At 72.0% G+C, this 23,231-nt stretch carries 25 protein-coding genes; 8 read left to right on the top strand and 17 right to left on the bottom strand.

What is annotated here, in order from left to right:
• Positions 1-66 precede the first annotated feature (66 nt).
• Complete coding sequence (gene eat / locus KIK06_RS05570; protein WP_268642204.1) at positions 67-1,548, bottom strand: ethanolamine permease; 1,482 nt, start codon at positions 1,546-1,548, stop codon at positions 67-69.
• Between the two features lie 353 nt (positions 1,549-1,901).
• Between eat and KIK06_RS05565 the strand changes: the two genes are divergently transcribed.
• From KIK06_RS05565 to KIK06_RS05540, 6 genes are all read left to right on the top strand, one after another.
• Positions 1,902-3,275, top strand: coding sequence for a glutamine synthetase family protein (locus KIK06_RS05565; protein WP_327084629.1), 1,374 nt, complete (start codon positions 1,902-1,904; stop codon positions 3,273-3,275).
• A 49-nt stretch (positions 3,276-3,324) separates the two neighbouring features.
• Complete coding sequence (locus KIK06_RS05560; protein ID WP_017601549.1) at positions 3,325-4,701, top strand: aldehyde dehydrogenase family protein; 1,377 nt, start codon at positions 3,325-3,327, stop codon at positions 4,699-4,701.
• A gap of 75 nt (positions 4,702-4,776) precedes the next feature.
• Positions 4,777-5,541 (top strand): 3-oxoacyl-ACP reductase, encoded by a 765-nt coding sequence (locus KIK06_RS05555; RefSeq protein WP_268642203.1) that lies wholly within the window; start codon positions 4,777-4,779, stop codon positions 5,539-5,541.
• A gap of 37 nt (positions 5,542-5,578) precedes the next feature.
• On the top strand, positions 5,579-6,286 hold the full coding sequence (locus KIK06_RS05550; protein ID WP_017601551.1) for a gamma-glutamyl-gamma-aminobutyrate hydrolase family protein: 708 nt from the start codon (positions 5,579-5,581) through the stop codon (positions 6,284-6,286).
• A 161-nt stretch (positions 6,287-6,447) separates the two neighbouring features.
• Positions 6,448-6,885: a PPOX class F420-dependent oxidoreductase gene (locus KIK06_RS05545; protein ID WP_017601552.1), complete on the top strand. Its 438-nt coding sequence runs from the start codon at positions 6,448-6,450 to the stop codon at positions 6,883-6,885.
• Between the two features lie 49 nt (positions 6,886-6,934).
• On the top strand, positions 6,935-7,708 hold the full coding sequence (locus KIK06_RS05540) for a DUF4184 family protein (RefSeq protein WP_017601553.1): 774 nt from the start codon (positions 6,935-6,937) through the stop codon (positions 7,706-7,708).
• A gap of 224 nt (positions 7,709-7,932) precedes the next feature.
• Here KIK06_RS05540 and KIK06_RS05535 read toward each other — a convergent pair whose 3' ends face one another.
• The 7 genes from KIK06_RS05535 to KIK06_RS05505 all read right to left on the bottom strand — a co-directional run bounded on the left by KIK06_RS05535 (position 7,933) and on the right by KIK06_RS05505 (position 13,694).
• The gene (locus KIK06_RS05535; RefSeq protein WP_017601554.1) at positions 7,933-8,529 is read right to left on the bottom strand and encodes a TetR family transcriptional regulator; all 597 of its coding nucleotides are present in this window, start codon (positions 8,527-8,529) and stop codon (positions 7,933-7,935) included.
• Positions 8,530-8,625: 96 nt separating this feature from the next.
• Positions 8,626-8,808, bottom strand: coding sequence for a hypothetical protein (locus KIK06_RS05530; RefSeq protein ID WP_268642202.1), 183 nt, complete (start codon positions 8,806-8,808; stop codon positions 8,626-8,628).
• A 54-nt stretch (positions 8,809-8,862) separates the two neighbouring features.
• Positions 8,863-9,462: a DUF6461 domain-containing protein gene (locus KIK06_RS05525; RefSeq protein ID WP_268642201.1), complete on the bottom strand. Its 600-nt coding sequence runs from the start codon at positions 9,460-9,462 to the stop codon at positions 8,863-8,865.
• A gap of 95 nt (positions 9,463-9,557) precedes the next feature.
• A complete protein-coding gene (locus tag KIK06_RS05520) occupies positions 9,558-10,163 on the bottom strand; it encodes a TetR/AcrR family transcriptional regulator (protein WP_268642200.1) in 606 nt (201 codons plus the stop codon).
• A complete protein-coding gene (locus KIK06_RS05515) occupies positions 10,160-11,254 on the bottom strand; it encodes a saccharopine dehydrogenase (protein WP_268642199.1) in 1,095 nt (364 codons plus the stop codon). Before KIK06_RS05515 ends, KIK06_RS05520 begins: the two co-directional genes overlap by 4 nt.
• 81 nt (positions 11,255-11,335) lie before the next feature.
• Positions 11,336-11,938 carry a DUF6461 domain-containing protein gene (locus KIK06_RS05510; protein WP_268642198.1) on the bottom strand — a complete coding sequence of 201 codons (603 nt, stop codon included), beginning with the start codon at positions 11,936-11,938 and terminating at the stop codon, positions 11,336-11,338.
• A gap of 76 nt (positions 11,939-12,014) precedes the next feature.
• Positions 12,015-13,694, bottom strand: coding sequence for an AMP-binding protein (locus tag KIK06_RS05505; RefSeq protein ID WP_017601559.1), 1,680 nt, complete (start codon positions 13,692-13,694; stop codon positions 12,015-12,017).
• A 107-nt stretch (positions 13,695-13,801) separates the two neighbouring features.
• Between KIK06_RS05505 and KIK06_RS05500 the strand changes: the two genes are divergently transcribed.
• Positions 13,802-14,680, top strand: coding sequence for a helix-turn-helix transcriptional regulator (locus KIK06_RS05500; RefSeq protein WP_017601560.1), 879 nt, complete (start codon positions 13,802-13,804; stop codon positions 14,678-14,680).
• Positions 14,681-14,704: 24 nt separating this feature from the next.
• On the opposite strand, the gene KIK06_RS05495 is transcribed toward KIK06_RS05500, so the two are convergent.
• The 3 genes from KIK06_RS05495 to KIK06_RS05485 all read right to left on the bottom strand — a co-directional run bounded on the left by KIK06_RS05495 (position 14,705) and on the right by KIK06_RS05485 (position 17,326).
• The gene (locus KIK06_RS05495; protein WP_268642197.1) at positions 14,705-15,004 is read right to left on the bottom strand and encodes a hypothetical protein; all 300 of its coding nucleotides are present in this window, start codon (positions 15,002-15,004) and stop codon (positions 14,705-14,707) included.
• A gap of 292 nt (positions 15,005-15,296) precedes the next feature.
• A complete protein-coding gene (locus KIK06_RS05490; protein ID WP_268642196.1) occupies positions 15,297-16,511 on the bottom strand; it encodes a GTP-binding protein in 1,215 nt (404 codons plus the stop codon).
• 125 nt (positions 16,512-16,636) lie between these two features.
• A complete protein-coding gene (locus KIK06_RS05485; RefSeq protein ID WP_268642195.1) occupies positions 16,637-17,326 on the bottom strand; it encodes an NADPH-dependent F420 reductase in 690 nt (229 codons plus the stop codon).
• A gap of 122 nt (positions 17,327-17,448) precedes the next feature.
• Between KIK06_RS05485 and KIK06_RS05480 the strand changes: the two genes are divergently transcribed.
• Entirely contained in the window at positions 17,449-17,925 is a 477-nt protein-coding gene (locus KIK06_RS05480) for a MarR family winged helix-turn-helix transcriptional regulator (RefSeq protein ID WP_268642194.1), read from the top strand.
• Here the strand turns inward: KIK06_RS05480 and KIK06_RS05475 are convergent.
• The 6 genes from KIK06_RS05475 to KIK06_RS05450 all read right to left on the bottom strand — a co-directional run bounded on the left by KIK06_RS05475 (position 17,880) and on the right by KIK06_RS05450 (position 23,183).
• Positions 17,880-18,269, bottom strand: a complete 390-nt coding sequence (locus KIK06_RS05475; protein ID WP_017601565.1) for a Fur family transcriptional regulator — start codon at positions 18,267-18,269, stop codon at positions 17,880-17,882. The two genes, KIK06_RS05480 and KIK06_RS05475, sit on opposite strands and share 46 nt — an antisense overlap.
• 209 nt (positions 18,270-18,478) lie before the next feature.
• On the bottom strand, positions 18,479-18,778 hold the full coding sequence (locus KIK06_RS05470; protein WP_017601566.1) for a DUF1540 domain-containing protein: 300 nt from the start codon (positions 18,776-18,778) through the stop codon (positions 18,479-18,481).
• Positions 18,779-18,980: 202 nt separating this feature from the next.
• A complete protein-coding gene (locus KIK06_RS05465) occupies positions 18,981-20,519 on the bottom strand; it encodes an alanine/glycine:cation symporter family protein (protein ID WP_017601567.1) in 1,539 nt (512 codons plus the stop codon).
• 533 nt (positions 20,520-21,052) lie between these two features.
• On the bottom strand, positions 21,053-21,592 hold the full coding sequence (locus tag KIK06_RS05460; RefSeq protein WP_017601568.1) for a class IV adenylate cyclase: 540 nt from the start codon (positions 21,590-21,592) through the stop codon (positions 21,053-21,055).
• Between the two features lie 13 nt (positions 21,593-21,605).
• Entirely contained in the window at positions 21,606-22,205 is a 600-nt protein-coding gene (gene idi, locus KIK06_RS05455) for an isopentenyl-diphosphate Delta-isomerase (protein ID WP_268642193.1), read from the bottom strand.
• Positions 22,206-22,322: 117 nt separating this feature from the next.
• A complete protein-coding gene (locus KIK06_RS05450) occupies positions 22,323-23,183 on the bottom strand; it encodes a geranyl diphosphate 2-C-methyltransferase (RefSeq protein ID WP_268642191.1) in 861 nt (286 codons plus the stop codon).
• Between the last annotated feature and the right edge of the window lie 48 nt (positions 23,184-23,231).

Raw genomic sequence — 23,231 nt, 5'->3', positions numbered from 1 at the left:
CCGCGGCACCCCGTCACCCCTTCGACGCGCGGTCGGCCGCCGACGCTCCCCCGCGGGCCGACCCGTCTACTTCAGTTCCGACTCGGCCTCCTCGATCAGCGCGAACTCCTCCTCCGGCGCGTTGGCCACCAGGCGGTGCCTCGAGTAGAACCAGAAGTAGGCGAGGAAGGCGAGCAGGATGGCGGCGGTGATGGCCGCCCCCGTCATGTCGACGAAGAACGTCGCCACCACCGCGCACACGGCCAGGACCAGGGCGATCCCGGTGGTCACGACGCCGCCCGGGGTGCGGTAGGGACGCGGCAGGTCCGGCTCACGGCGGCGCAGGACGATGTGCGAGACCATCATGAGCACGTAGGACACGGCCGCGCCGAACACCGCGATGTTGATGAGCAGGTCTCCGTTGGCCACGGTGGCGGCGAGCAGGAACCCGATCGTTCCGGGGACGATGAGCGCCGCGTAGGGGGTGTGGCGCTTGCCGGTGACCGACAGGAACCGGGGCAGGTAACCGGCTCGGGACAGCGCGAACAGCTGGCGGGAGTAGGCGAAGATGATCGAGAAGAACGACGCGACCAGCCCGGCCAGGCCGACGTAGTTGACGAAGTCGGCCAGGACGGTGTCACCGCCGTAGGCCTCCCGCAGCGCCTCGGGCAGCGGGTTGCCGGACCCGGCGAGCACGGCCGCCCCGGCGCCGCCGGGGGCCAGCACCAGCATGAGCGCGGCGGTCACCAGGAGCACGGACATCGCGGCGATGATGCCGCGGGGCATGTCCCGCTTGGGTTCGCGGGCCTCCTCCGCGGCGAGCGGGACGCCCTCGACCGCCAGGAAGAACCAGATACCGAAGACGAACGCGCCGAGGATGCCCGCGTACCCGTAGGGCAGGAAGGTGCTGGCGCCGGCCGCGTCCGTCGGCGCGATGTCGAACAGGTTGGCCACCTCGAACCGGGGGATCATGCCCACCGCGAAGACCACGAGCGCGACCACGGCGACCCCGGTGATGACGAACATCAGCCGCAGCGCCTCACCCACACCCCACACGTGCACCCCGACGAACAGCAGGTAGCAGGCCAGGTAGACCGGCCAGGCGTTGGTGATGCCGAACAGCCCGAGCGCCTCGACGTAGCCGCCGATGAACACCGCGATCGCGGCGGGGGCGATGGCGTACTCGATGAGGATGGCCGTGCCGGTGGCGAACCCGCCGAGCGGGCCCAGGGCGCGCCGGGCGAAGCCGTAGCCCGCGCCGGCGGTGGGCAGTGCGGAGGCGAGTTCGGCCAGTCCGAACACCATGCACAGATACATCGTGCCCATGAGCAGGGTGGCGATGAGCAGTCCGCCCCAGCCGCCCTCGGCCAGGCCGAAGTTCCATCCGGCGAAGTCGCCGGAGATGACGTAGGCGACGCCCAGTCCGGCGAGCAGAACCCACCCGGCCGCGCCCTTCCTGAGCTGCCGCTTACGGAGATAGTCGTCGCTGGCGCGGGAGTAGTCGGCTCCCTGCAGATGGACGCGGCCGTCGGCCGGTCCTTGGGAGTTCGTGCGGTCGGCGTCTGCCATGGCGCTTCCTCTGATCGGTCGACCAGCCCCACCGGTCGCCCCCTGACCAGACCCGGGGACAAAGGTCTATGGTCGGTCCTTTTTATGACTGGTGATCATGCGCCTCAGCGTTTGGGCCTGTCAAGGGGTGTACGCGAATCCGGGAACAATCGGACCAACGATGGAACGCTCTCCGTTTCCGCCAGGTCACAGCCTGGTTTCCAGACCCGCATCCATTGACACCGCCCCGTACCCCTGGTTCTATTCAATTCATTGGTCTGCTCCTGAACCAAAGAGCCGTTCGGGGTGACCGCCCATCACCATCCCGGGCGGCGTCCCGAGCATCGGACCGCGACGCGAGCAAGGAGACACCCGTGCCACAGATCCCCCCGGTCGCCTCCGACCCTCCGCTGACCCTCGACGACCTGCGGCGCGACGCCGCCTCCGGCGCCGTCGACACCGTCCTGGTGGCCTTCACCGACATGCAGGGCCGCCTCCAGGGCAAACGGCTCTCGGCGCGGTTCTTCCTGGAGGAGGTGGTCGGACACGGCACCGAGGGGTGCGGCTACCTCCTCGCCGTGGACGTGGACATGAACACCGTCGACGGGTACGCGATGTCCTCCTGGGACACCGGCTACGGCGACTTCGTCATGGTCCCCGACCTCACCACCCTGCGACGCACCCCCTGGGCCGAGGGCGCGGTCATGGTCCAGGCCGACCTGACCTGGCACGACGGATCCCCGGTGGTGGCCTCTCCCCGACAGATCCTGCGACGGCAGACCGAGCGGCTCGCCGAGCGCGGGTGGCGCGCGATGGTCGGGACGGAGCTGGAGTTCGTCGTCTACCGCGACAGCTACGAGCAGGCCTGGGACCGGGGCTACCGCGACCTGACCCCGGCCAATCGGTACAACGTCGACTACTCCGTGCTCGGCGGCGCCCGGGTCGAACCGCTGCTGCGCCGGATCCGGGGCGAACTGGGCGCGGCGGGCCTGTACGTCGAGTCGGCCAAGGGCGAGTGCAACCTGGGCCAGCACGAGATCGCCTTCCGCTATGACGAGGCCGTGCGCACCAGCGACAACCACGCGGTGTACAAGAACGCGGCCAAGGAGATCGCCGCCCAGGAGGGTATGTCGATCACCTTCATGGCCAAACCCAACCAGCGCGAGGGCAACTCCTGTCACATCCACATCTCCCTGCGCGATGAGGACGGCGCCCCGGTCATGGCCGAGGGGGAGGGCCTGTCGGCGAACGGGCGGCACTTCCTGGCCGGTCAGCTGGCGGCGCTGCGTGAGTTCACACTGCTGCTGGCCCCGAACATCAACTCCTACAAGCGGTACGTGCCGGGGAGTTTCGCGCCGACCGCGATCGCGTGGGGCCGCGACAACCGCACGTGCGCGCTACGGCTGGTCGGTCACGGGTCCTCCCTGCGGGTGGAGAACCGGGTGCCCGGCGGGGACGTGAACCCCTACCTGGCCAACGCGGCGCTCATCGCGGCCGGACTGTACGGGATCGACAAGGGGCTGGAACCGGGTGAGCCGATGGCGGGCAACGCCTACGCCTCCGACCTGCCCACCGTGCCCGCCTCGATGCGCGACGCCCTGGCCGCGTGGGAGCACAGCGCGCTGGCCCGCGAGGTGTTCGGCGACGACGTGGTCGAGCACTACGCCAACTACGCCCGGGTGGAGCTGGCCGCCTTCGACGCGGCCGTCACCGACTGGGAGATGTACCGGGGCTTCGAGCGCCTGTGACGGAGCGCCCGAGCCACCGCCGCCACGCCTGACACCACGAAGGAGCACGATGCCCGACGAACCGACCTTCCAGCGGGTGGTCGACCCCGCCACCGAGGCGGTGATCGCCGAGGTCCCCCTGGCCGGTGAGAAGGAGGTCGACGCGGCCGTCGAGCGCGCCCGCGCCGCCGCCCCCGCCTGGCGGGCCATGGCCCCGGGCGACCGGGCCCGGCTACTGCGCGCCGTGGCCGCGAGGATCGACCAGCACCGCGAGGAACTGGCCCGAACCGAGGTGCGCAACGCCGGTCACCCCGTCGAGCAGGCGCGGTGGGAGGCGGGCAACGCGCGCGACGTGTTCGAGTACTTCGCCGCCGCGCCCGAGCGGGCGACCGGACGGCAGATCCCCGTGCCCGGCGGGTGGAGCGTGACCTTCGCCGAGCCGCTGGGCGTGGTCGGGGTGATCGTGCCGTGGAACTTCCCGATGCCGGTGCTGTCGTGGGGCGCGGCCCCCGCTCTGGCTGCCGGGAACACCGTGGTGGTCAAGCCCTCGGAGCTGACGCCGCTCACCGCGCTGCGGATCGCCGAGCTGGCGCTGGAGGCGGGGCTGCCCGAGGGCGTGTTCCAGGTCGTTCCCGGCACGGGGCCGGTCGCGGGTGAACGCCTGGTGCGGCACCCGGGCGTGGACAAGGTCGTGTTCACCGGGTCCACGGCCGTGGGGCGGCGGATCATGACCGCCGCCGCGGAGGACTTCACCCGGGTGACGCTGGAGCTGGGCGGCAAGAGCGCCAACGTCGTCTTCGCCGACGCCGACCTGGAGAGGGCGGCGGCTGGGGCGCCCGGCGGGGCGTTCGACAACGCGGGCCAGGACTGCTGCGCGCGCTCGCGGGTGCTGGTGCAGCGGTCGGTGTTCGACCGGTTCCTGGAACTGCTGGAACCCGCCGTCACCGGGATCGCCGTGGGCGACCCGTCCGACCCGGCGACGGCGATGGGGCCGCTGATCTCGGCGGCCCAACGGGACCGGGTCGCCTCCTACGTGCCCGAGGACGCGCCGGTGGCCTTCCGGGGCTCGGCTCCGGAAGGCCCCGGGTTCTGGTTCCCGCCCACGGTGCTCACCCCGACCGACCCGAACGCCCGCGTACTGCGCGAGGAGGTGTTCGGCCCGGTGATGTGCGTGGTGCCGTTCGAGGACGAGGCCGAGGCGGTCGCGCTGGCCAACGACACCGAGTACGGGCTGGCCGGGTCGGTGTGGACGCGCGACGTGGGACGGGCGCTGCGCGTGGCGCGCGGGGTGCGGGCCGGGAACCTGTCGGTGAACTCCCACTCGGCGGTGCGGTACTGGACGCCGTTCGGCGGGATGGGGCACTCCGGGATCGGCCGCGAGCTGGGGCCGGACGCGCTGGAGGCGTTCACCGAGACCAAGACCGTCTTCGTCTCCGACGACACCTGAGAACACCAGGTCCTCAGGACACCCGGCGCGCGACCGCGCCGGTATCAGGCAGGGACATCGACCCGAGGGGGGAACATGCAGCGGTTCGACGGGCGCGTGGCCGTGATCACGGGCGCGGGCAGCGGGATCGGCAGGGCCACCGCGTCGCGGCTGGCGGAGGAGGGCGCGCGGATCGTCGCGGTCGACGTGGACGAGGAGGGCGGCAAGCGGGTCGCCGAGGACACCGGAGGGCTGTTCGTCCGCGCGGACGTGACCGACGAGGACCAGGTGCGCGAGGCGTTCGCGACCGCGCGCTCGGCCTACGGGAGCGTGGACGTGGCGTTCAACAACGCGGGGATCTCCCCGCCCGACGACGACTCGATCCTCACCACCGGGATGGACGCCTGGCGGCGGGTGCAGGAGGTCAACCTGACCTCGGTGTACCTGTGCTGCAAGTACGCCCTGCCGCACATGCGCGAGCGGGGGCGCGGGGCGATCGTGAACACGGCGTCGTTCGTGGCCACGATGGGCGCGGCCACCTCACAGATCTCCTACACCGCGAGCAAGGGCGGGGTGCTGGCGCTCAGCCGGGAGCTGGGCGTGCAGTTCGCACGGGAGGGCATCCGGGTCAACGCCCTGTCGCCCGGACCGGTGAACACGCCCCTGCTCCAGGAGCTGTTCGCCAAGGACCCCGAGCGCGCCCAGCGCCGCCTGGTGCACGTGCCACTGGGCCGGTTCGCCGAGGTGACCGAGATCGCCGCCGCCGTGGCCTTCCTGGCCAGCGACGACGCGTCGTTCATCACCGCGTCCAACTTCCTGGTGGACGGTGGGATCTCCGGGGCTTACGTCACTCCGCTGTAGGGCATGTAGTGGCCGACCGTACGAGGAAGGGGTGCCGATGCGGCCCGTGATCGGGATCTCCGCCTACGCCGAACAGGCCCGCTGGGGTGAGGCCTGGGACCTGCCCGCCGTCCTGCTGCCGCGGGCCTACGCCGACCAGGTCGCGGACGCCGGCGGCGTGCCGGTGCTGCTGCCGCCCCTGGCGGGGGTGGGCGGGGCCGTGGAGCGGCTCGACGGCCTGCTGCTGGCGGGCGGCGGCGACATCGACCCGGGGCGGTACGGGGCGCCGACCGACGCGCGCACCGCCGGGGTGCGGGGCGCGCGGGACACCGCCGAGATCGAGCTGCTGGAGGCGGCTCTGGCGCGTGGGCTCCCGGTGCTGGGGGTGTGCCGGGGCATGCAGCTGCTCAACGTGGTGCGCGGCGGCACGCTCAACCAGCACCTGCCCGACCTGGTCGGGCACCACGGTCACCGGGAGAGGGTCGGGGTGTTCGGCACCCACCCGGTGACCGTGGCCGAGTTCTCCCGCACGGCCGACGTGCTGGGACGCACGGAGCTGGAGGTGCCCACCTACCACCACCAGTCCCTGGCGGAGCTGGGCGAGGACGTGACCGCCACGGCGTGGGCGGACGACGGGACGGTGGAGGCGATCGAGTACACCGACCGGTTCAACGTCCTGGGGGTGCAGTGGCACCCGGAGATGGGGAAGGATCCGTCGCTGTTCCAGTGGCTGGTGGAACGGGCGTCCGGCTCCGACCGCGGGTGAGTCGGCACGGGGGACACCCCCGTCGTACGGAGCGGCCGACGGCGGAGCGTCACGCGGCCGGAACCCGTCCGCCCCACCCGGGCGCGGCCTTGACCCTGACACCGGTGTGAGGGTCGATGATGGGGCGAGGAGCAGCACCCGCCCACGAAGGAGGAGCACCGATGCCCGATCCCGACGCCCCGTTCGAGCCGTGCGCCCTGCTCGCGGAGAGCCGACTCGGTGTCCTGGCCACGATCAAGTCCAACGGCCGCCCGCAACTGTCCCCCGTCATGCCCTTCTACGACCGGGAGACCGAGACGCTGTACGTGTCGATGACCGAGGGCCGGGCCAAGACGGCGAACCTGCGCCGGGACCCGTGGGCGGCGCTGGAGGTCACGGCCCCCGACGGGAGGGCGTGGGCCACCGCCGAGGGGGCGGTGACGCTCACCGGGCCGGGCACCGACCCCCATGGCCCCGAGGTGGGGGCTCTGGTGGACTACTACCGGCGCGCGGCCGGGGAGCACCCGGACTGGGAGGAGTACCGGTCGGTGATGGTCGCCGACCGCAGGGTACTGATGACGATGGCGGTCGAGCACGTGTACGGCGCCAGCATCCGCTGAACGCACCCGGGGCGTGCGGCGAAGACCCGGGTGCGCCAGGATCTCCCCCGTGCCCTTCACGATCAGCCACGCGGCGGCGGTCCTCCCGCTGGCCCGAACACGACTGCCCACGGCCGCGCTCGTCGTCGGCGCGGTCGTCCCCGACCTGCCGTACTACCTGCCGCTGCCGGTGTCCTCGGCGCACACCCACCAACCGTGGGGCCTGGGCGCGGACGTGCTCATGGGCGCGGTGGTCCTGGTGCTGTACCGGTACGCCCTCCGTGCGCCGTTGCTCGCGCTGGCGTCCCGGGCGGACGGCGGACCCGGTGAGCGGTCCGGGCCGCTCCCCCGGTCGGTCCCGCTGACCGTGGCGGCGCTGGCGGTCGGCGCCCTGACGCACATGGTGTGGGACTCCTTCACCCAGCTCGGCGGAGCCGTGGTCCGGGCGTGGCCGGTGTTGAGCACCCCGGTGGTCGGCCCGCACCTGCTGTTCAACGTGCTCATGTACGCCAGTTCGGCGGTCGGCCTGGCGGCGGTGGCCTGGTGGGCGGTGCGCCGCGTACGGGCCGGGGAACGCGGGGGCGCAGGGCTGGACCGGGGTGCGCGCGGTGCCGTGCTCGGCGGGATCGCCGTCTGCGCGACGGCCGGGGCGGTGGTCGCGGTGCTGACCGCCATGCCCGCGCCGAGCCCGTACGACGCGGTGCGCGACCTGCTGATCGGATCGGTCACCGGGGGATGCGCCGGGCTCGGCGGCTACACGGTCGGGTGGTGGGGGCTGCGCGCCGCCCGCGCCGTCGGCGGGTCGGGGACCACCGTGGATCACGGCGCGGACCATTCCCGGTGAGCCGCTCGATCCCGGCTGGCCCGTGGACGCGGGTGTCGCACCGCATGCCCGACGACCCGGTCTGTCCCCCGCGCCGGGCCCGTACGACCACGACGTGCGAACGGCAACGGGATACGCGCTCCGCGTGCTCCATCGGTCACGAGAGTCGTGGAGACGTGACGCGCCCCTCCCCGGCCAACCCGATGCGACCCCCGGCGGCGAACCCTGCCGGGGCGGCCGGAGCGTCACCGCAGAAGGCGGGCGAAGGCGGCGTCGACGGCCCCGGGCAGGCGGGTGGGGTCGTCCGCGGCCTCGTCCCGGCCCGCGTGGAAGCACGCGAGCGCGAGCTCCGCGGCGAGCACGGCGGTGGCGCGGTCGGCCCCCCGGTCGCACAGCATCCGGCCCATCGCCTCGACGTACCCGCGGTACTTGGTGAGGCTGCGGGCGAGGAGCTCGGGATGCCGGGACACCAGCCGCTCGTGGCGCAGGTAGACCTCGTGCTCCTCGACCAGTCGCGCCACCAGCGCGGCCACGACCAGGCGCAGATGGGCCAGCGCGACCTGCAGGGAGTCACCGACGGGCTCTTCGGGAGGCGGTACGAGCTCGCTCAGGCAGGCGGGATCGGGCTGCTGCTGGGCGCTGAAGATCACCTCCTGTTTGTCACCGAAGTACCGGAAGAACGTCGCCCGGCCGACCTCGGCCCTCTCGGCGATGTCGTTGACGGTGACCCGGTCGAAACCGCGCTCGGCGAACAGAGCGTGGGCGGCTTCGATGATCGCCTCGCGGGTGCGCCGTTGCTTGCGCTCGCGAAGTGACTCCGGGCGTGGGAGCGGTCGTTCCATGTCATCATCCTAGAACTGGAGACTCCGCACCATAAGATATCGAGTATCAGACGATGGGGCTCATCGTTCGGTGCGAAGACACCCCCTCACCCTCCATCACACTCCCCCGCGGGTGGCCGCGCAAGCTCGGCCGACCGTTCCCGGGGCGGTCGCGGCCAGGACGAGGGCGGTGAACATCGCGAACACTCCTGTCGGATCGTGGACGCCCACACGCGGTCGGCGGCGCGGCGAGGAGTCCCTTGCTCCCGACGTGATGATCCCGCGCGGGTGTGACAGCACGGGAGGGATCCTCAGGGATTCTTCCACCGCTCGTGCCGACGCGGTCCGGGCGCCTCAGGGCTTCACGCTGCCGCAGGTGAAGGCGGTGTCCCCGAGGAGCTCCGGAGTGACGGCCACCCCCGTGACGTACTCGGCCAGGGCGCAGGCCGCCGGTACGGACAGATGCTCGGGTCCGCCGTCCCCGAGGTGGAAACCGACGCGGCGCATCGGTTCGAGGAGGGCGTCGGGTTCGCGGCCCCACCGGTCGTCGGGAAAGAGTGGGTCGAACGAGACCCGGGTGACACCGTCCTCCGTCCACAGGAAGCGGCCCACGCGGTTGATGTTGACGAAGTGCGCGACCCAGGTGGTCCCCGACGACCAGGAGGGCACCCCCTTCGTGTGCACACCGACGAACCCGTTGGCCTCGACCATCAGCGTCCACTCCCCGACCCCGGTCATGGCGAGCAGCTGACGGCCGTCCCGGTACCGGGGGCCGAAGGCGGCCTCGGTCACCTCCCCCGCCCCGGTCAGCGCGGATTCCGGGCGCGCGTCGAGGCGGCGCAGGAGCTCCGGGGGCGAGAGGCCGCGGACGAGGGTGAGGCAGTAGGCGTACGCGAGGCCTGCGGGCTCGTCCTCGAACCAGAGGTAGTCGGCGGCGGTGGCGGTGACGTCCATGCCCCGCATCATGACGGGGGCCGCCGACAGTCGGGCGGCGGAGACGGGGTCCGCCGCCCGGCGGGGGCGCGTCCCCGCCCGGCCGTGGCGGATCCCTACGTGGCGCCGCGGCCGGTGAGAAGGCCGAGGAGGGCGCCCCGCAGCACCGCGTCCGTTCCAGGGGTACGGTTTCCGGCGATGCCGGAGCGGAACAGGGAGGCCCCCTCCACCAGCATCACGAAGACCTCGGCGCGGGCTCGCGCCCCGGCCTCGTCCAGTTCCGGGACGTGGTGCCGGATGGTGTCGGCGACGTGTCCGGTGTAGTGGGTGTAGAAGGAGCGCACGGCCGCGGCGTCGTCGTCGTGCGCAGCCAGCGCCCACACCTCGGTGAACAGCCGCACCAGCGACGGGTCGTCGTGGTCGGCCAGCACACCGCTGACCACGGCGTCGGGGTCGGTTCCCTCATCGGACGGACCGGCGCGGTCCGTGATCCGGGCCAGCGAGGTGGCCAGGACCCGGTCGAGCAGAGCGGTCAGCAGGTCGGGGCGCGTGGGGAAGTAGTGCTGGAGGTGGCCGAGGCGGACGCCGGCCTCCTGGGCGACGGCGCGCAGGGTGAGTTGCGCTCCCCCGGAGGCGGACAGCAACCGTTCCGCCGCGTCCAGCATTTCGGCGCGCCGCCGGAGCCCCTTGGCGGTCGCCCCACCGGCTGGTGAGGCGCTCACGAGGCGGCCCTCTCGGCGGGCGCCCCGGCCCGTTCGACGTCGACCAGCACCCCCAGGTCGGCCAGCGCCCGCAGGGCCGCGGACGGATCCGGGTGCTGTTCGGGGAAGACCACGCCCTCGGGCGCGGGGACCCCGTCCGCGCCCAGCACACGGAGCAGTCCCAGGTATCCGCCGACGGCGGTGAGGTGGCTCTGCCCGGCGGGGTCGGTGACGGTGGCGGTCCGGGCCGCGCCGGCGTGGGACACGTCGATCCGGAGCCGGGCGGTGCCGCCCTCACCCGGGGAGTAGAGCACCGCCCGGCGGGTCGAGGCCCAGCGTTCACCGTCGGCCCAGCGGAAGAAACCCACACCGCGCAGGGCCAGGAGCATCCGGGTGGCGGCGGGTGAGCTGAAGCCGATCCGGGTGGCGGCGGTGGCGGTGCCCAGGGTGAGCGGGAACGTGTACTGCTCGGGTGTGTCCATGCGTGCCACACGCACCGGGTCGGCGCCGATCCGCACCGTTCGAGAACCGCTCAGCGGGGTGGTAAGCCGGCGTCGGCCGTCCTCCACGACCTCGAAATCGATGCCGAGCCGGTCCATGAAGTCCACCGAATCGGCACCCGCCCGGTCCGCCATGTCCCAGCGGACGGCCGTCTCGACCCGCTCAGCCCCGCCCAGCGCCCGGGCGAGCGCAGCGGCGACCAGGCTGGTGACCCCGCCCATCCAGGCGGAGGACAGCAGCACCGGCGCGGTCGGCCGGGCCAGCGCGGCCAGGGTGACGGCCCGTTGCAGGCGGGCCGTCCACCGCGTCACGTCGACCTGGGGTATCCCGGCGGACATGGCGGCGCGCAGCACCCGGTCGTCCGGGTCGTTGACCGCGCTCACCACCGCCCGGACTGAGGCCCGGAACGGGGCGGGGGAGGACAGGTCCCAGGCGCGTGCCTCGCCGCCCAGTTCCTCGGCCAACGCCCGGCCCCGCTCCGGGGTACGGCCGGTCAGTAGGACGGGCATGCCCCCCTCCGCGGTCAGGCGGGCGAGTTCGGTCCCCACCGTCCCGTATCCGCCGGTGATGAGCACGGGGCCTGTCGGATCGAGTGTCAGTTCGTCAGCCATGCGAATGAATATAGGTCATATGACCTAAAAATGCCACACGACACCCCCGGTGCCACTCGGCACCGGGGGTGGCCGGGTGGCTCAGACCTTCGCGCTTCCGCAGGTGAAAGCGGTCTCCCTGAGGAGTTCCGGGGTGATCGCCACCCCCGTCACGTGCTCGGCCAGGGCGAAGGCCGCCTCTCCCGGCAGGTACTCCTCGGGCTCGTCCTCACCGAAGTGGAAGCCGACAAGGTGCATCGCGTCGAGCACGGCGTCGGGGGTGGCGCCCCAGCGGCCGCCGGGGAAGAGCGGCTCGAACGACAGACGGGCGACGGTGTCCTGCGCCCAGAGGAAGGCGTCCGCTCCATTGATGTTGGCGAAGTGCGCGATCCAGGTGGTTCCCGCCGAGGCGGGCAGGACCCGTTCCTCGGAGACCCCCAGGTAGCCGTTGGGTTCGACCACCAGCGTCCAGTCCCCGACGGAGGCCATGGCGAGCAGCTGCCGGTCGTCTCCTCTCTGGTGCTCGAAGGCGGCCTCGGTCACCGCCTCCGCTCCGGTCAACGACGGTTCCGGACGCCCGTCGAGGCGGCGCAGGACCTCCGCGGGCGCAAGGCCCCGCACGAGGCTCAGGCAGTAGGCCTCCGCGAGATCGGGGAAATCCTCTTCGAACCAGAGGTAGTCGGCCGCGGTGGAGGTGACGTTCATACCCCGCATTCTGGCGGAGGCCGCCGACGGGCGGGGGCGAGGGCGAGGTCCGCCGCCCGCCGGGGCCGGGTGCGGGTCACCTCCGGCCGTCGGCACGCCCCTCGCGCAGCAGGTAGCGCTGGATCTTGCCACTGGGGGTCTTGGGCAGACTCTCGGTGAAGTGCACCGTCCTCGGGTAGGCGTGCGCGGCGAACCGGGTCTTGACCAGGTCGCGCAGCTCATCGGCCAGGGCCTCGTCACCGACCGCCCCGGGGCGTAGGACCACGTGGGCCTCCACGACCTCGCCGCGCAGTTCGTCGGGGGCGCCCACCACGGCGGCCTCGGCCACCAGTTCGTGCCGCAGCAGCGCGCTCTCGACGTCGAAGGGGCCGATGCGGTACCCGGCCATGATGATGACGTCGTCGTCGCGGGCGGCGAAGTAGAAGTGGCCGTCCTCGTCACGGGAGCCGGAGTCGCCGGTGAGGTACCAGCGGCCGTCGGAGGAGAAGCGTTCGGCGGTCCGTTCGGGCGCGTCGGCGTAGTGCGTGAACCACATCAGCGGGCTCCCGTCCCCGCGCAGGGCCACGCGGCCGGTGGTCCCCGGCGGGGCGGGTTCGTCGCGATCGTCCAGGAGGACCTCCGCCGACCAGCCCGGCATGGCCTCGCCCATCGACCCGGGGCGCACCGGGGCGCGCACGGCGTCGGCCCACCCGTTGACGATGACCATGCCGTGCTCGGTCTGGCCGTAGTGGTCGCGCACCGTGGTGCCCAGCGCGTCCTCGGCCCAGGACACGACCTCGGGGGTGAGCGGCTCCCCCGCGGAGGAGGCCGCGCGCAGGCGCACACCGTCGGGGACGGGGACGTCGGCCCCGCGCAGCGCGCGGTAGACGGTGGGGGCCGCGGCGAAGTTGGTCACGCCGAATCGCGCCATCACGTCCCAGGTCAGGGCGGGAGAGAATCCGGCGTGCAGGAGCAGGCCACGCGTCCCGGCGGCCATCGGGGCGAGGATCGCGTAGTAGAGGCCGTACGCCCAGCCGGGGTCGGCGGCGTTCCAGAACACGTCGTCGGGGCGCACGTCCAGGCCCAGTTCCAGGTAGGCCTGGAAGGAGGCCAGGGCCCGGATGGGCACCGGCACCCCCTTGGGCGTGCCGGTGGTGCCCGAGGTGAACAGGCGGACGAACTCCGCGTCGCCGCCGCGCGCCACGGGGGCCGCCTTCGGCTCATCGCCCCGGTAGGTGTCGAGCAGCCGGCCCAGGGACAGGTCGCCCTCGGCGGGGTCGCCACCCGCGACGACCACGCGCCACGGCGGGTCGGCGGGGATGTCCTGGCCGGGGTCGAGCTTGGGCCGCTGGTCGTGGTCGACCACGATGACGCGGGCCGCGCTGGCCGCCATCCGCAGCGCGATGGCGGGTGGGGCGAAGGCGGTGAACAGCGGGACGTGGACCGCGCCGCGGCGCCAGATGCCCAGGAGCGCCACCAGGAGGTCGGCGGATTTGCCCATGAGCACGGCGACGGCGTCGCCGGGGCCGACGCCCATGTCGGCCAGGGCGGCGGCGAAGCGCGCCGACTCGCGCGACAGCCACCCGTAGGTGAGGTCGCGTGCGGACAGGTCGGGCTCGACCACCGTGAAGGCGACCGCGTCGGCGGGATGCGCGTCGCACAGGAGTTCGGCCACGCACGCGTCCGGTGCGTCGAAGCGGGCGAGGAGCCCCCGCACGCGTTCGGAAGCCGATGTGGTCGACGCGCCCTCCTGGGAAACCGTACCGGTGTGGGTCATGCCCCTCCCCCTTCGTCTGCGGGTCCGTCGAAACCGACGAGTGCGTTACGTCCCCGTATGCTCCATGTCACACGAACGGCTGGATACCCCCGAAAGGGTGTGGTTCGGTGATCGCGGACCGGGACGGCTCGATGCGGCCGGATGACGGGGACGCCTTCCGACTGGCGCTCAGGACGGCGCGGCGCGGGGCCGGGCTGCCCGTGGCCTTCAGCGGTAGGGCGGCCGAGGAGGGGATGCGTCTGACGCAGTTCATCGGCGTGCGCACGAACGGACTGCGCGGGCTCCGGGTGGCGGCGGCCTCGGGGTTGGGCGGTCGGGTGCTGCTGTCGCGGCGGCCGGACGCGGTGGACGACTACGGTTCGGCCGCCTCCATCACCCACGAGTACGACGGTCCGGTCCTGGCCGAGGGTCTGCGCTCGGTGGTCGCGGTGCCCGTGGTGGTGTCCGGGTCGGTGGCGGGTGTGCTCTACGGCGCCTCGCGCGGCGCCGCCCTCGGGGACCGGGCCACGGACGCGCTGGTCGGGGCCGCGCGGGAGTTGGGCCATGAACTCGCCGTGCGCGACGAGGTCGACCGGCGGCTGCGGTGGTGGCGGGCGGCCCGCAGCAACGAGGGCCGCCTGGGCGGCGGAGCAGCGGTCGAGGAGGTCAGGGATCTGCACGCGCGGCTGCGCGCCCTGGCGCGACGGGCCGGTGACGAGGAGATGCGCGACGAACTCATGGACGCCGCCCGGCGCCTGGCCGAGCTGGGCGCCGGTGGGGCCACGCGCCCGGACACCGACGCCCGGCGGGCGTCATCGCTGTCACCGAGGGAGGTCGACGTGTTGGCCCAGGTGGCGCTGGGGTGCAGCAACGCCGAGGCCGGGGCCCGCCTGTCGCTGCGGCCCGAGACGGTCAAGGCCTATCTGCGCTCGGCCATGCACAAACTCGGCGCGGGCACCCGCCACGAGGCGGTGGTGGCCGCCCGTGGGCGGGGCCTGCTGCCCTGACCACGCACGCGTGGGAGGGACGGGTCAGTGGTCGTCCCAGTGGCCCTCGTGGAGCGCGTGGCGATGCCCTTCGTGGACGTAGTCGACGTGGTCCTGGTGCGGCACCGCCACATGCCCGCACCCCTCACCGTGCTCATGGATGTGGCCCTCATGGGTGATGTGCTCCGTGCCCGGCTCACACTCGCACACGTGATCGCCGTGCTGGCGGTGCAGGTGCCCTTCGTGGACGTAGTCGACGTGGTCCTGGTGCGGCACCGCCACATGCCCGCACCCCTCACCGTGCTCATGGGTGTGGCCTTCGTGGACAAGGTGCTGTGTCGCCATGTTCCGCCCCCTCAGCGCACGGTCGGGGCGACGAGGTACACACCCCGAGAAACCTTTTTTCACCGTATCAGGAACACCTGAAAAATGCGATGAATAACATTCAACACAAATCCCCGCAAAAATGCGCTTTCCTTTTACTCGTCTCTCACCGGGCGAATATCCGTGCCACCGGTCGCCGTTTCCGCCCCGGCCCCAGAACCCCTCCGTCGGCCAGGCGGCGCGACGTACGGTAGACGGTGGACGGGATCGGCGGACGAGCGCGCGCAGGACGGCGGCGTCGTACCTGGCCATGTCAGTGCGTGTGCCCCGCGTGCGCCCCGCGCACGTCCCACTCGGGGAAGGGGTCGGGCAGATCCTCCCAGGAGGCGGCGAGTTCGGCGTCGGTGAGCAGGCACGCGCGCAGCGCCGCGGTCAACTCGGCGTGCCGCAGCCCGGTTCCTATGAACACCAACTCCTGGCGCGGGGAGACGGTTTCGGCCGCGGTGTGGTCCTCGTGGGCGTGGCCGAGCAGCGGGGCGTCGGCGGGGTTCCACGTCCCGGAGGGTTCGAAGCGGGCGACCGGGCCGGCCTGCGACCACAGTCCCGTGATCCGGGCGCGCGTGGCGAGCCAGAAGAAGCCCTTGGAGCGCAGCACACGGCCGAACCCGCCCGAGTCCAGGCGCTCGGAGACCAGGCCCCACAGCCGACCGGGGTGGAAGGGCCGATCCGCGCGGAACACCGTGCTGGAGATGCCGTACTCCTCGGTCTCGGGCACGTGGTCACCGTTGAGCTCTGCCACCCAACCAGGGGCGCGCGAGGCGCGTTCCAGATCGAACAACCCGGCGCCGACCACTCTGGCGGGGTCGATCTCGCCGCGGACGGCACGGATGACCTGGGCCAGGGGGTTGAGCCGCCGGACGGCGGCCTCGACCCGGTCGGCCCGTTCGGCGGTGACCAGGTCGAGCTTGTTGACGACGATGACGTCGGCGAACTCGACCTGGTCGATGAGCAGGTCGCTGACGGTGCGCTCGTCGTCCTCGTAGGCGTCCAGACCTCGCGCGACCAGGTCGTCGCCGCGGCCGAGCTCGTCGAGGAAGCTCACCGCGTCGACGAGGGAGACCATCGTGTCGAGTTCGGCGCGTTCGAGCAGGGTGGTGCCGTCCTCACCGGTCACGGCGAAGGTGGCGGCCACAGGCATGGGTTCGGAGATGCCGCTGGACTCGATCAGCAGGTGGTCGAAGCGGCCCTCGTCGGCCAACCGGTCGACCTCCTCCAGCAGGTCGTCGCGCAGGGTGCAGCAGATACAGCCGTTGGTCATCTCCACGAGGCGCTCCTCGGTGCGCGACAGGGCGCTCCCGTCACGCACGAGGTCGGCGTCGATGTTGATCTCGCTCATGTCGTTGACGATGACCGCCACGCGCAGCCCTCGCCGGTTGTTCAGTACGTGGTTGAGCAGGGTCGTCTTGCCCGCCCCGAGAAACCCCGAGAGCACCGTCACCGGAAGTCGATCGGCCTTCGTCGTCGTCACGCCACCCGTCCCCTCGCCGTCACACCGTGGGCCCCGCCCCGCGTTCGGGGGTCGTCGGAACGGGACGCGACTCTTGTTGAGAATGATTATCATAATCATCCAACATGCCGCATCCCGCGGTCAGGTCAGGCCACGGCGGTGACGGCTTCGCCCGCGCGGCGGACCAGGTCGACGCGGTGGCGGACGTCGGCCTCGGTGAACAGCCCGGCGAAGAGGACGCCGCCCGGGTCGAGCGGCGCGGACTCGGCGAGGGAGCCGAGGTCGACGGGCTGGAACCCGGTGTCCCCGATGAGGTCGGCGACCTCGGCCTTGGCCCGGGCGTCGTCCCCGGCGTAGGCCATGGCCACGGGCATCGGCGAGAAGGCGCGGGTCTCCAGCAGCTCCTCCACCACGTGGGAGAAGGCGCGCACGACGGCGACCCCGGGGAGTCGTTCGGCCATGCGGGACCCGGCGGTGGTGCCCGGGCCGAGGGCGGAGGCGACGCGGCCCTCGGCGGACACGGTCATGGGGTTGGTGGCGTCGATGACGGTCCTGCCGGCCAACAGGTGCCCGACCTCCTCCGCCAGGGCGTCGACCCCCTCGTAGGGAACGGCGAGCATGACGACGTCGGCGTCGGAGACCGCCCCGTGCCAGTTCGCCGCCCGCGCCCGACCACCGAGGGAGTCCACGAACTCCGCGAGCCGGTCGGGGGTGCGGGAGCCGAACGTGACGGTGTGCCCGGCCCGGATCCAGTGCCGCCCGACGGGGCGTCCGATCCGCCCCGCCCCGAGGATCGCGATACGGCGCGGGTGCGCGGTGGTGCGGGAGGACGTCATGGCGACTCCGTTCGTGGGATGTGGCTGGGGTGGCTGGGGTGGCCTGTGTGTCGGGGCGCCCCGACGGAAAATAATTACAACTCGAACTATTACAACTGTCAACATCAGGTACCCTCGACGGCATGGCCACCGACCACCCGCCCACCGAGGACGACACACGGCGCACCCGCGCACTGGTGAACGAGCTGGCGCGGCGGTTCGACGCGCACATCCGCTCCTGCCTGGACGGGTTCGACCTCACCCGGACCCAGGGCGGCGCCCTGCGCGAGCTCGGCGAACCGCTCACCATGCGCGAACTGGCCGCGCGGATGTGCTGCGAGCCGCCCAACGCGAGCTACGTCGTGGATCGCATGGAAAAGAGCGGGTGGGTGGAACGCAGGCCGCACCCCACGGACCGCCGCGCCAAGCGGCTCGTCCTCACCCCCTCCGGAACCGAGCTGCGCGAGCGTCTCATGGCCCGGCTGGCACGGGGCGGTCCGCTCGCGCACCTGTCGGGCGGGGAACGCGCCGCCCTGGAGGAGGCGCTGCTCAGGGCGGTGTGCGAGGACCGGCCTCAGGACACGCAGGAGGGGCAGACCCCGAAGAGCTCGAAGGAGTAGTCGACCGAGCCGAACCCGCTCGCGCGCACGACACGTTCGACGAGCGGTGCGAGTTCCCCGGGCTCGGGCACCTCCTCGACCTCGCCGCAGACCCGGCAGACCAGGTGGTGGTGGCGGGCGTCGCTGCCGCACAGGCGGTACAGGCGCTCACCCTCGGACGAGCGCACGGTGTCCAGGATCCCGTCGTCGGCCAAGCGGCGCAGCGTGCGGTAGACGGTGGACAGGCTCGGTGGACGGGAGGATCGGGACCGCGGCCCGGCGACGAGCGCGTGCACCTCCTGCGCGCTCCGGAAGCGGGGGTCGCGACCGAGCGCGCGCAGGACGGCGGCGTCGTACCTGGCCAAGGGAACCTCCGTCGCGCATCCGCACCGGGACGGCCCCGCCCCGCGCTCGGGGGCCGGCGAAGCGGAACGGGACCCTTGTGGGAATGATTATCATAGCCACACAGGGGGCGGTGCGCACACTCCTCGGCCCACGAGGGCGGGAGCGGGGCCGTGGCGGTGACGACCCCCGGCCGCCCTCGCCCATCTGGCGGGACGACCGTTCACCACGTTCACGCAGGAGCGTAGGTGAGGCAGTCCACCTGGTTCGAGACGTACCCGACGGCGATGCCCGGGGCCTGGCACTCGAGTCGAACGTTGTGCTGGCAGTCGGACATCTTGCAGGCGCCGACGTGCCCGGTGGAGACGGGGTCACCGCCCTGGGCCGGGATGTTGACGTAGGTGTCGCACTGGGCGTGCTCGGACTCGCCCACGGTGATGGCCAGGGCGTGGCAGTTGTGGTCGGTGTTGTACGCGCACGCGTCCGCGCTGCACGAGTTCACCACGGGCAGGTTCGTCAGGGGCAGGTTCATCGCGGTTCCTCCAGTGTGTCGATGTACACCAGAGCCTTCCAGCGACGACGTTGAGCACCCAGGAGGACACTCCGTGTCATGAACATTCGTGTGGGGCGTGCCCCGAACGGTGCGCGGACACGGCCCGGGACGCGAGGACGCCCGCCCGGGGCAGGCCGGGCGGGCGTCTCTCACGGGGGCCGGGGGCCCGGGGGCCTCGGGGCTATCCGACGAGCTCCTTCTCCCGGTCGCCGGACTCGTCCTCGCCGCGCAGGTGGGCCAGGAAGCGGGCCAGCTCCCTCTTGACGACCGGCGCCAGCAGGTACAGGCCGATGATGTTGAACAGCGCCGCGGCGAACACCAGCGCGTCGGCCAGGCTCAGGACCGAGCCCAGGGTCAGGACCGAGCCGACCACCAGGAACGCGCAGTACACGACGAGGTAGACGCGCTGGCTGCGCTGACCGTTGCCGAACAGGTGCGTCCAACCCTTGAGGCCGTAGTAGCACCAGGTGATGACGGTGCTCAGCGCGAACAGCACGACCGCGATGGTGAGGACGTAGGGGAACCACGGCATCACGGTGGCGAAGGCGTCCGAGGTCAGGCTCACACCGCCGGGCAGCTCCGCGCCGTCGGCCGCGGCCTCGCGGGCGGCGAGCCAGGACTGCGGGGAGGCGATGACGATGGTCACCGCGGTCATGGTGCAGATGAGGACGGTGTCGATGAACGGGGCCAGCATGGCGACCAGGCCCGCGCTGGCGGGGTAGTCGGTCTTCACCGTGGACAGGGCGATCGGGGAGGAGCCGATCCCGGCCTCGTTGGAGAAGGCCGCCCGCTGGAAGCCGATGATCATCGCGCCGATGACACCGCCGGCGACACCGCTCGGGGCGAAGGCTCCGTCGATGATCTGGCCGAGCGCGCCGGGCAGCAGGGGGAGGTTGGCGCCGATGACGACCAGGCAGCCCACCACGTAGACGAGCGCCATGCTCGGCACGAGCTTGCTGGTGACCTTGGTGATGCTGCCGATCCCGCCGATGACCACGGCGCCGACGAGGACCGCGAGGACCACACCGAAGACGAACGACCCCAGGCCGCCGCCGAGCGGGCCGCCCTCACCGCCGGTGACCGTGCGCAGCTGCTCGAGCGTCTGGTTGGCCTGGAACATGTTGCCGCCCGCGACGGCGAAGATGAGGACGAACGCCGCGGTCAGACCGGCCAGAACCTTGCCGAGGGGGGCCAGCCCCCGCTCGGCGAGCCCCTTGGCGAGGTACTTCATGGGACCGCCGCTGACCTGGCCGTCGGGGCCGATCTCGCGGTACTTCACACCCAGCGTGCACTCGGCGAACTTGACCGCCATCATCAGCAGGCCCGCGAGGATCATCCAGAACGTGGCGCCGGGCCCGCCGATGGTGACCGCGATGGCCACACCGGCGATGTTGCCCAGACCCACGGTGCCGGAGACGGCGGCGGTGAGCGCCTGGAAGTGGGTCACCTCGCCGGGCGCGTGGTCACCGAGGCCGCGGCGGGCGATCCGGACGGCGGTCAGGGGCTTTCGGAACTGGAGGAAGCCGAGGTAGACGGTGAAGACCACGCCGGCGGCGATGAGCCAGGCGACGATCCAGGGGAACTCCGCCCCGAAGACGGGGACCTTGGCGAACACGACGTCGCTGAGCAGCGTCGCTATCGGGTCGAACACGGCGTCGACCGCGCCTTCGATGGTCTCGCCGATGCTCTGCTGTTGGGGTACGGCGTCAGCGCTGGTCATGGAGCGCACCTTTCGGCCTGGGAGGACCCGGAACGGCTCCGCGCGCCCGGTGGTCGGGCCGCACGGGACCCTTCGGCCGCCTCGTGGGCGGTCGGTTCCGGTCCTTCGAACGGGCTTGGTGAAGTCGGGCCCCGTGGGTGCTCGGGGTTTAGCACCCCTACAGGGACGCTTTAGCCGAACTTCACTTTCGGGATCCTAAGCCCGCAAGAGTGGCAAGCAACACAAAAGCGGCGAAGCTTTACTTTTGTCCCATGCGCCACATCAGTCCGCCACGGTGTGTCATCAGCGTTTACACGAGAGTGGCCCAGAACGCGCGAAGCCCGACGGCGCGGGGCTTCCCGCCTGCCGTCGGGCACTGGTGCGCGTCGCCATCCGAGGACACCGCGTCAACCAGGGGCGTTATTCATTCGTTATCTCACTCGGGGCGTCAACCGTCCGCTTCCGTGTCCACCCGAGGCCGCTCAGTCCGCGGTGGTCCGGACCGGGCCGGGAACTGCGCCACGTGTCTCCGAAGGGTCCCGCCGCTCCCGCGCTCAGGTGCTCTGGGCGGCACGGACGAGGATGTCGTAGGTGTCGGTCGTGTGCTCCAACTCCACACCGAGCCCGCGCGCCCACCCGTCCAACTCCGCCTGCACGGCGGGGCCGTCGCGGTCGTCGTCCACGACCACCTCCAGCTCCAGGAACGTGCCCAGGCCCTCCACCCGGTCGACGCAGACCAACATGTCGCGCAGCACGCCGGACCGGCGGTCCTTGACGATGCGCAGGCTGGGCGCGTACCCCATCCGCACGACCGCCGCGTGCATCTGTCCCCGGTCCGCGACGGCCGTCTCGTGCTCGGTGTACTCCATCGGGTTGGCCGTGGGCGTCTTCGTGGTGAAGACGTGCAGTCCGTCCTGGGTGCGCAGGCGGCAGAAGGTACGCCCGACCCGGGGCATCCCCGGCTCCCACCCCGCCGGGGCGTAGGCCTGGTCGTCCTGGAGCACCGGGTCCCCCAGGGCGACCCCGGCCTCCCGGAGCGCGGCCAGGAGCGCCCCGGCGTCCGCCACCCGGTACTTGGTCTCGATCTCACGCATCGCGGTCCCGCCGCTACCAGCCCGCGCCGCAGGCGAGCCCGCGCAGGGCGGGGCGTACGGCGTCGAGCACGGTCGGGAACCACACCGAGAACGGGCGGTCACCCGTCATCCGCTCCAGTTCGGCGGGGTCGGCGAACACGGTCTCGGCGATCTCGTCGGGGTCGGGCCGGGGAGCGTCCCCGACCATCCCCACGAACAGGTGGTTGTACTCCTGCTCGACCAGCTCCGAGTCCGGGTCCCGGTGGTGGTAGCGCACCGTTCCGGCCTCCCGCATCAGGGCGGGCGCCGCCCCCAGTTCCTCCCCGACCCGCCGCGCCGCGGCCGCGAACGGCGGCTCGCCCGGGTAGGGGTGGCCGCAGCAGGTGTTCGACCACACGCCGGGCGAGTGGTACTTGCCCAGGGCACGGCGCTGGAGCAGCATCCGTCCCCGTTCGTCGAGGAGGAAGACCGAGAAGGCCCGGTGCAGCCGTCCCGGGGCCTGGTGCGCGGACAGTTTCTCGGCCGTACCGATCGTGACTCCGGCCTCGTCGACCAGTTCGAGCATGATCGGCTGGTCGGAGCCGCTGTCGGGAGCGAGTCGGCCGGTGTACCCGGTCGCGGGAGTGGTCGTCATCAAGGTCCTTCGTCTTCGGCCGCGGAGTGGCGCGGGGTGGGCACGGAGCCGGACCCGCGGGCCCGGATGGGGCGGGTGCCCACGACGGCGGTCGTGGGCACCCGCGTCGGCTCCGGGTCAGACCCGGTCGGCCGCGATGAGCAGGTAGTGGAAGCTGCCCTCCTTGTAGGCGGTCAGGAACGGGTCCTCGATCCCGGTCGCCACCGAGGACTGCGCCCGCAGCTCCCAGTACGGGATGGTCTGGTCGGTCAGGTCCACGACGTTGATCGGCACGAGGTTGTTGGCCGCCATCGCCCGGAAGTACGCACTGCGCGGGTGGATGTTGCAGGTGTAGTGCTCGTCGATGCGGCTCACCGCCTTGGAGCGGCCGCCGGTGACGTCGTTGTAGCAACCGGTGATGGTGACGTAGCGGCCGCCGTACTCGAGCAGGCGGGCGTGCTCACGGAACAGCTCGAACAGGTCCACGTACATCGTGGACTCGTTGTTCCAGCTGGCCCGCAGCGACCCCGACGCGAAGCCGGTGTCCAGCATGTTCTTGAAGTGGAAGGCCACCTTGTCGGAGACGCCGCGCTCCTCGGCCTGCGCGTTGGCGAAGTCCACCTGCTTCTGGGAGATGCTCACGCCGTCCACGTGGCAGCCGAAGCGCTGGTTGGCCATGAAGCTCGTGCCGCCCCGGCCGGAACCGGTGTCCATGACGCGGTCGTCGGGGCCGACCTCTCCGAGGTGGTCGAGGAGGACGTTGGCCTGGGCGGTCTCCAGGCGGTGCATCTCCTCGATGATGCGCGCGTCGCGGGTCTCCTCCGGGCCCTCCAGCACGGACGGGTCGTAGTCGCCGATCCCGTAGTGGTGGTGGAAGAGACCGTCGACCTCGCCGAGACGAATGTTGACGGGGTCCTTCTCGGCGTTCCAGTACTCGGCGACGGACTTCTGGTAGTCGGTGCGCAGGACCTGCTCGGAGGAGGGCATGGTCGACGTCATGTAGGGGAAACTCCTTGTCGTGAAGCGGGCGGTCCGGCGGAGTGCCGG

The sequence above is a fragment of the Nocardiopsis sp. EMB25 genome (assembly GCF_026797795.1).
GTDB lineage: Bacteria > Actinomycetota > Actinomycetes > Streptosporangiales > Streptosporangiaceae > Nocardiopsis > Nocardiopsis lucentensis.
Note: the sequence above shows the minus strand (reverse complement) of the source record. Positions and strands in the feature narration are given on the sequence as shown.

Bases quoted from the DNA above. Each gene is read 5' to 3' on its own strand.
- eat (WP_268642204.1), bottom strand. From the start codon at position 1,548: ATGGCAGACGCCGACCGCACGAACTCCCAAGGACCGGCCGACGGCCGC.
- KIK06_RS05560 (WP_017601549.1), top strand. From the start codon at position 3,325: ATGCCCGACGAACCGACCTTCCAGCGGGTGGTCGACCCCGCCACCGAG.
- KIK06_RS05555 (WP_268642203.1), top strand. From the start codon at position 4,777: ATGCAGCGGTTCGACGGGCGCGTGGCCGTGATCACGGGCGCGGGCAGC.
- KIK06_RS05550 (WP_017601551.1), top strand. From the start codon at position 5,579: ATGCGGCCCGTGATCGGGATCTCCGCCTACGCCGAACAGGCCCGCTGG.
- KIK06_RS05545 (WP_017601552.1), top strand. From the start codon at position 6,448: ATGCCCGATCCCGACGCCCCGTTCGAGCCGTGCGCCCTGCTCGCGGAG.
- KIK06_RS05535 (WP_017601554.1), bottom strand. From the start codon at position 8,529: ATGGAACGACCGCTCCCACGCCCGGAGTCACTTCGCGAGCGCAAGCAA.
- KIK06_RS05525 (WP_268642201.1), bottom strand. From the start codon at position 9,462: ATGGACGTCACCGCCACCGCCGCCGACTACCTCTGGTTCGAGGACGAG.
- KIK06_RS05515 (WP_268642199.1), bottom strand. From the start codon at position 11,254: ATGGCTGACGAACTGACACTCGATCCGACAGGCCCCGTGCTCATCACC.
- KIK06_RS05510 (WP_268642198.1), bottom strand. From the start codon at position 11,938: ATGAACGTCACCTCCACCGCGGCCGACTACCTCTGGTTCGAAGAGGAT.
- KIK06_RS05505 (WP_017601559.1), bottom strand. From the start codon at position 13,694: ATGACCCACACCGGTACGGTTTCCCAGGAGGGCGCGTCGACCACATCG.
- KIK06_RS05495 (WP_268642197.1), bottom strand. From the start codon at position 15,004: ATGGCGACACAGCACCTTGTCCACGAAGGCCACACCCATGAGCACGGT.
- KIK06_RS05485 (WP_268642195.1), bottom strand. From the start codon at position 17,326: ATGACGTCCTCCCGCACCACCGCGCACCCGCGCCGTATCGCGATCCTC.
- KIK06_RS05480 (WP_268642194.1), top strand. From the start codon at position 17,449: ATGGCCACCGACCACCCGCCCACCGAGGACGACACACGGCGCACCCGC.
- KIK06_RS05470 (WP_017601566.1), bottom strand. From the start codon at position 18,778: ATGAACCTGCCCCTGACGAACCTGCCCGTGGTGAACTCGTGCAGCGCG.
- KIK06_RS05465 (WP_017601567.1), bottom strand. From the start codon at position 20,519: ATGACCAGCGCTGACGCCGTACCCCAACAGCAGAGCATCGGCGAGACC.
- KIK06_RS05460 (WP_017601568.1), bottom strand. From the start codon at position 21,592: ATGCGTGAGATCGAGACCAAGTACCGGGTGGCGGACGCCGGGGCGCTC.
- idi (WP_268642193.1), bottom strand. From the start codon at position 22,205: ATGACGACCACTCCCGCGACCGGGTACACCGGCCGACTCGCTCCCGAC.
- KIK06_RS05450 (WP_268642191.1), bottom strand. From the start codon at position 23,183: ATGACGTCGACCATGCCCTCCTCCGAGCAGGTCCTGCGCACCGACTAC.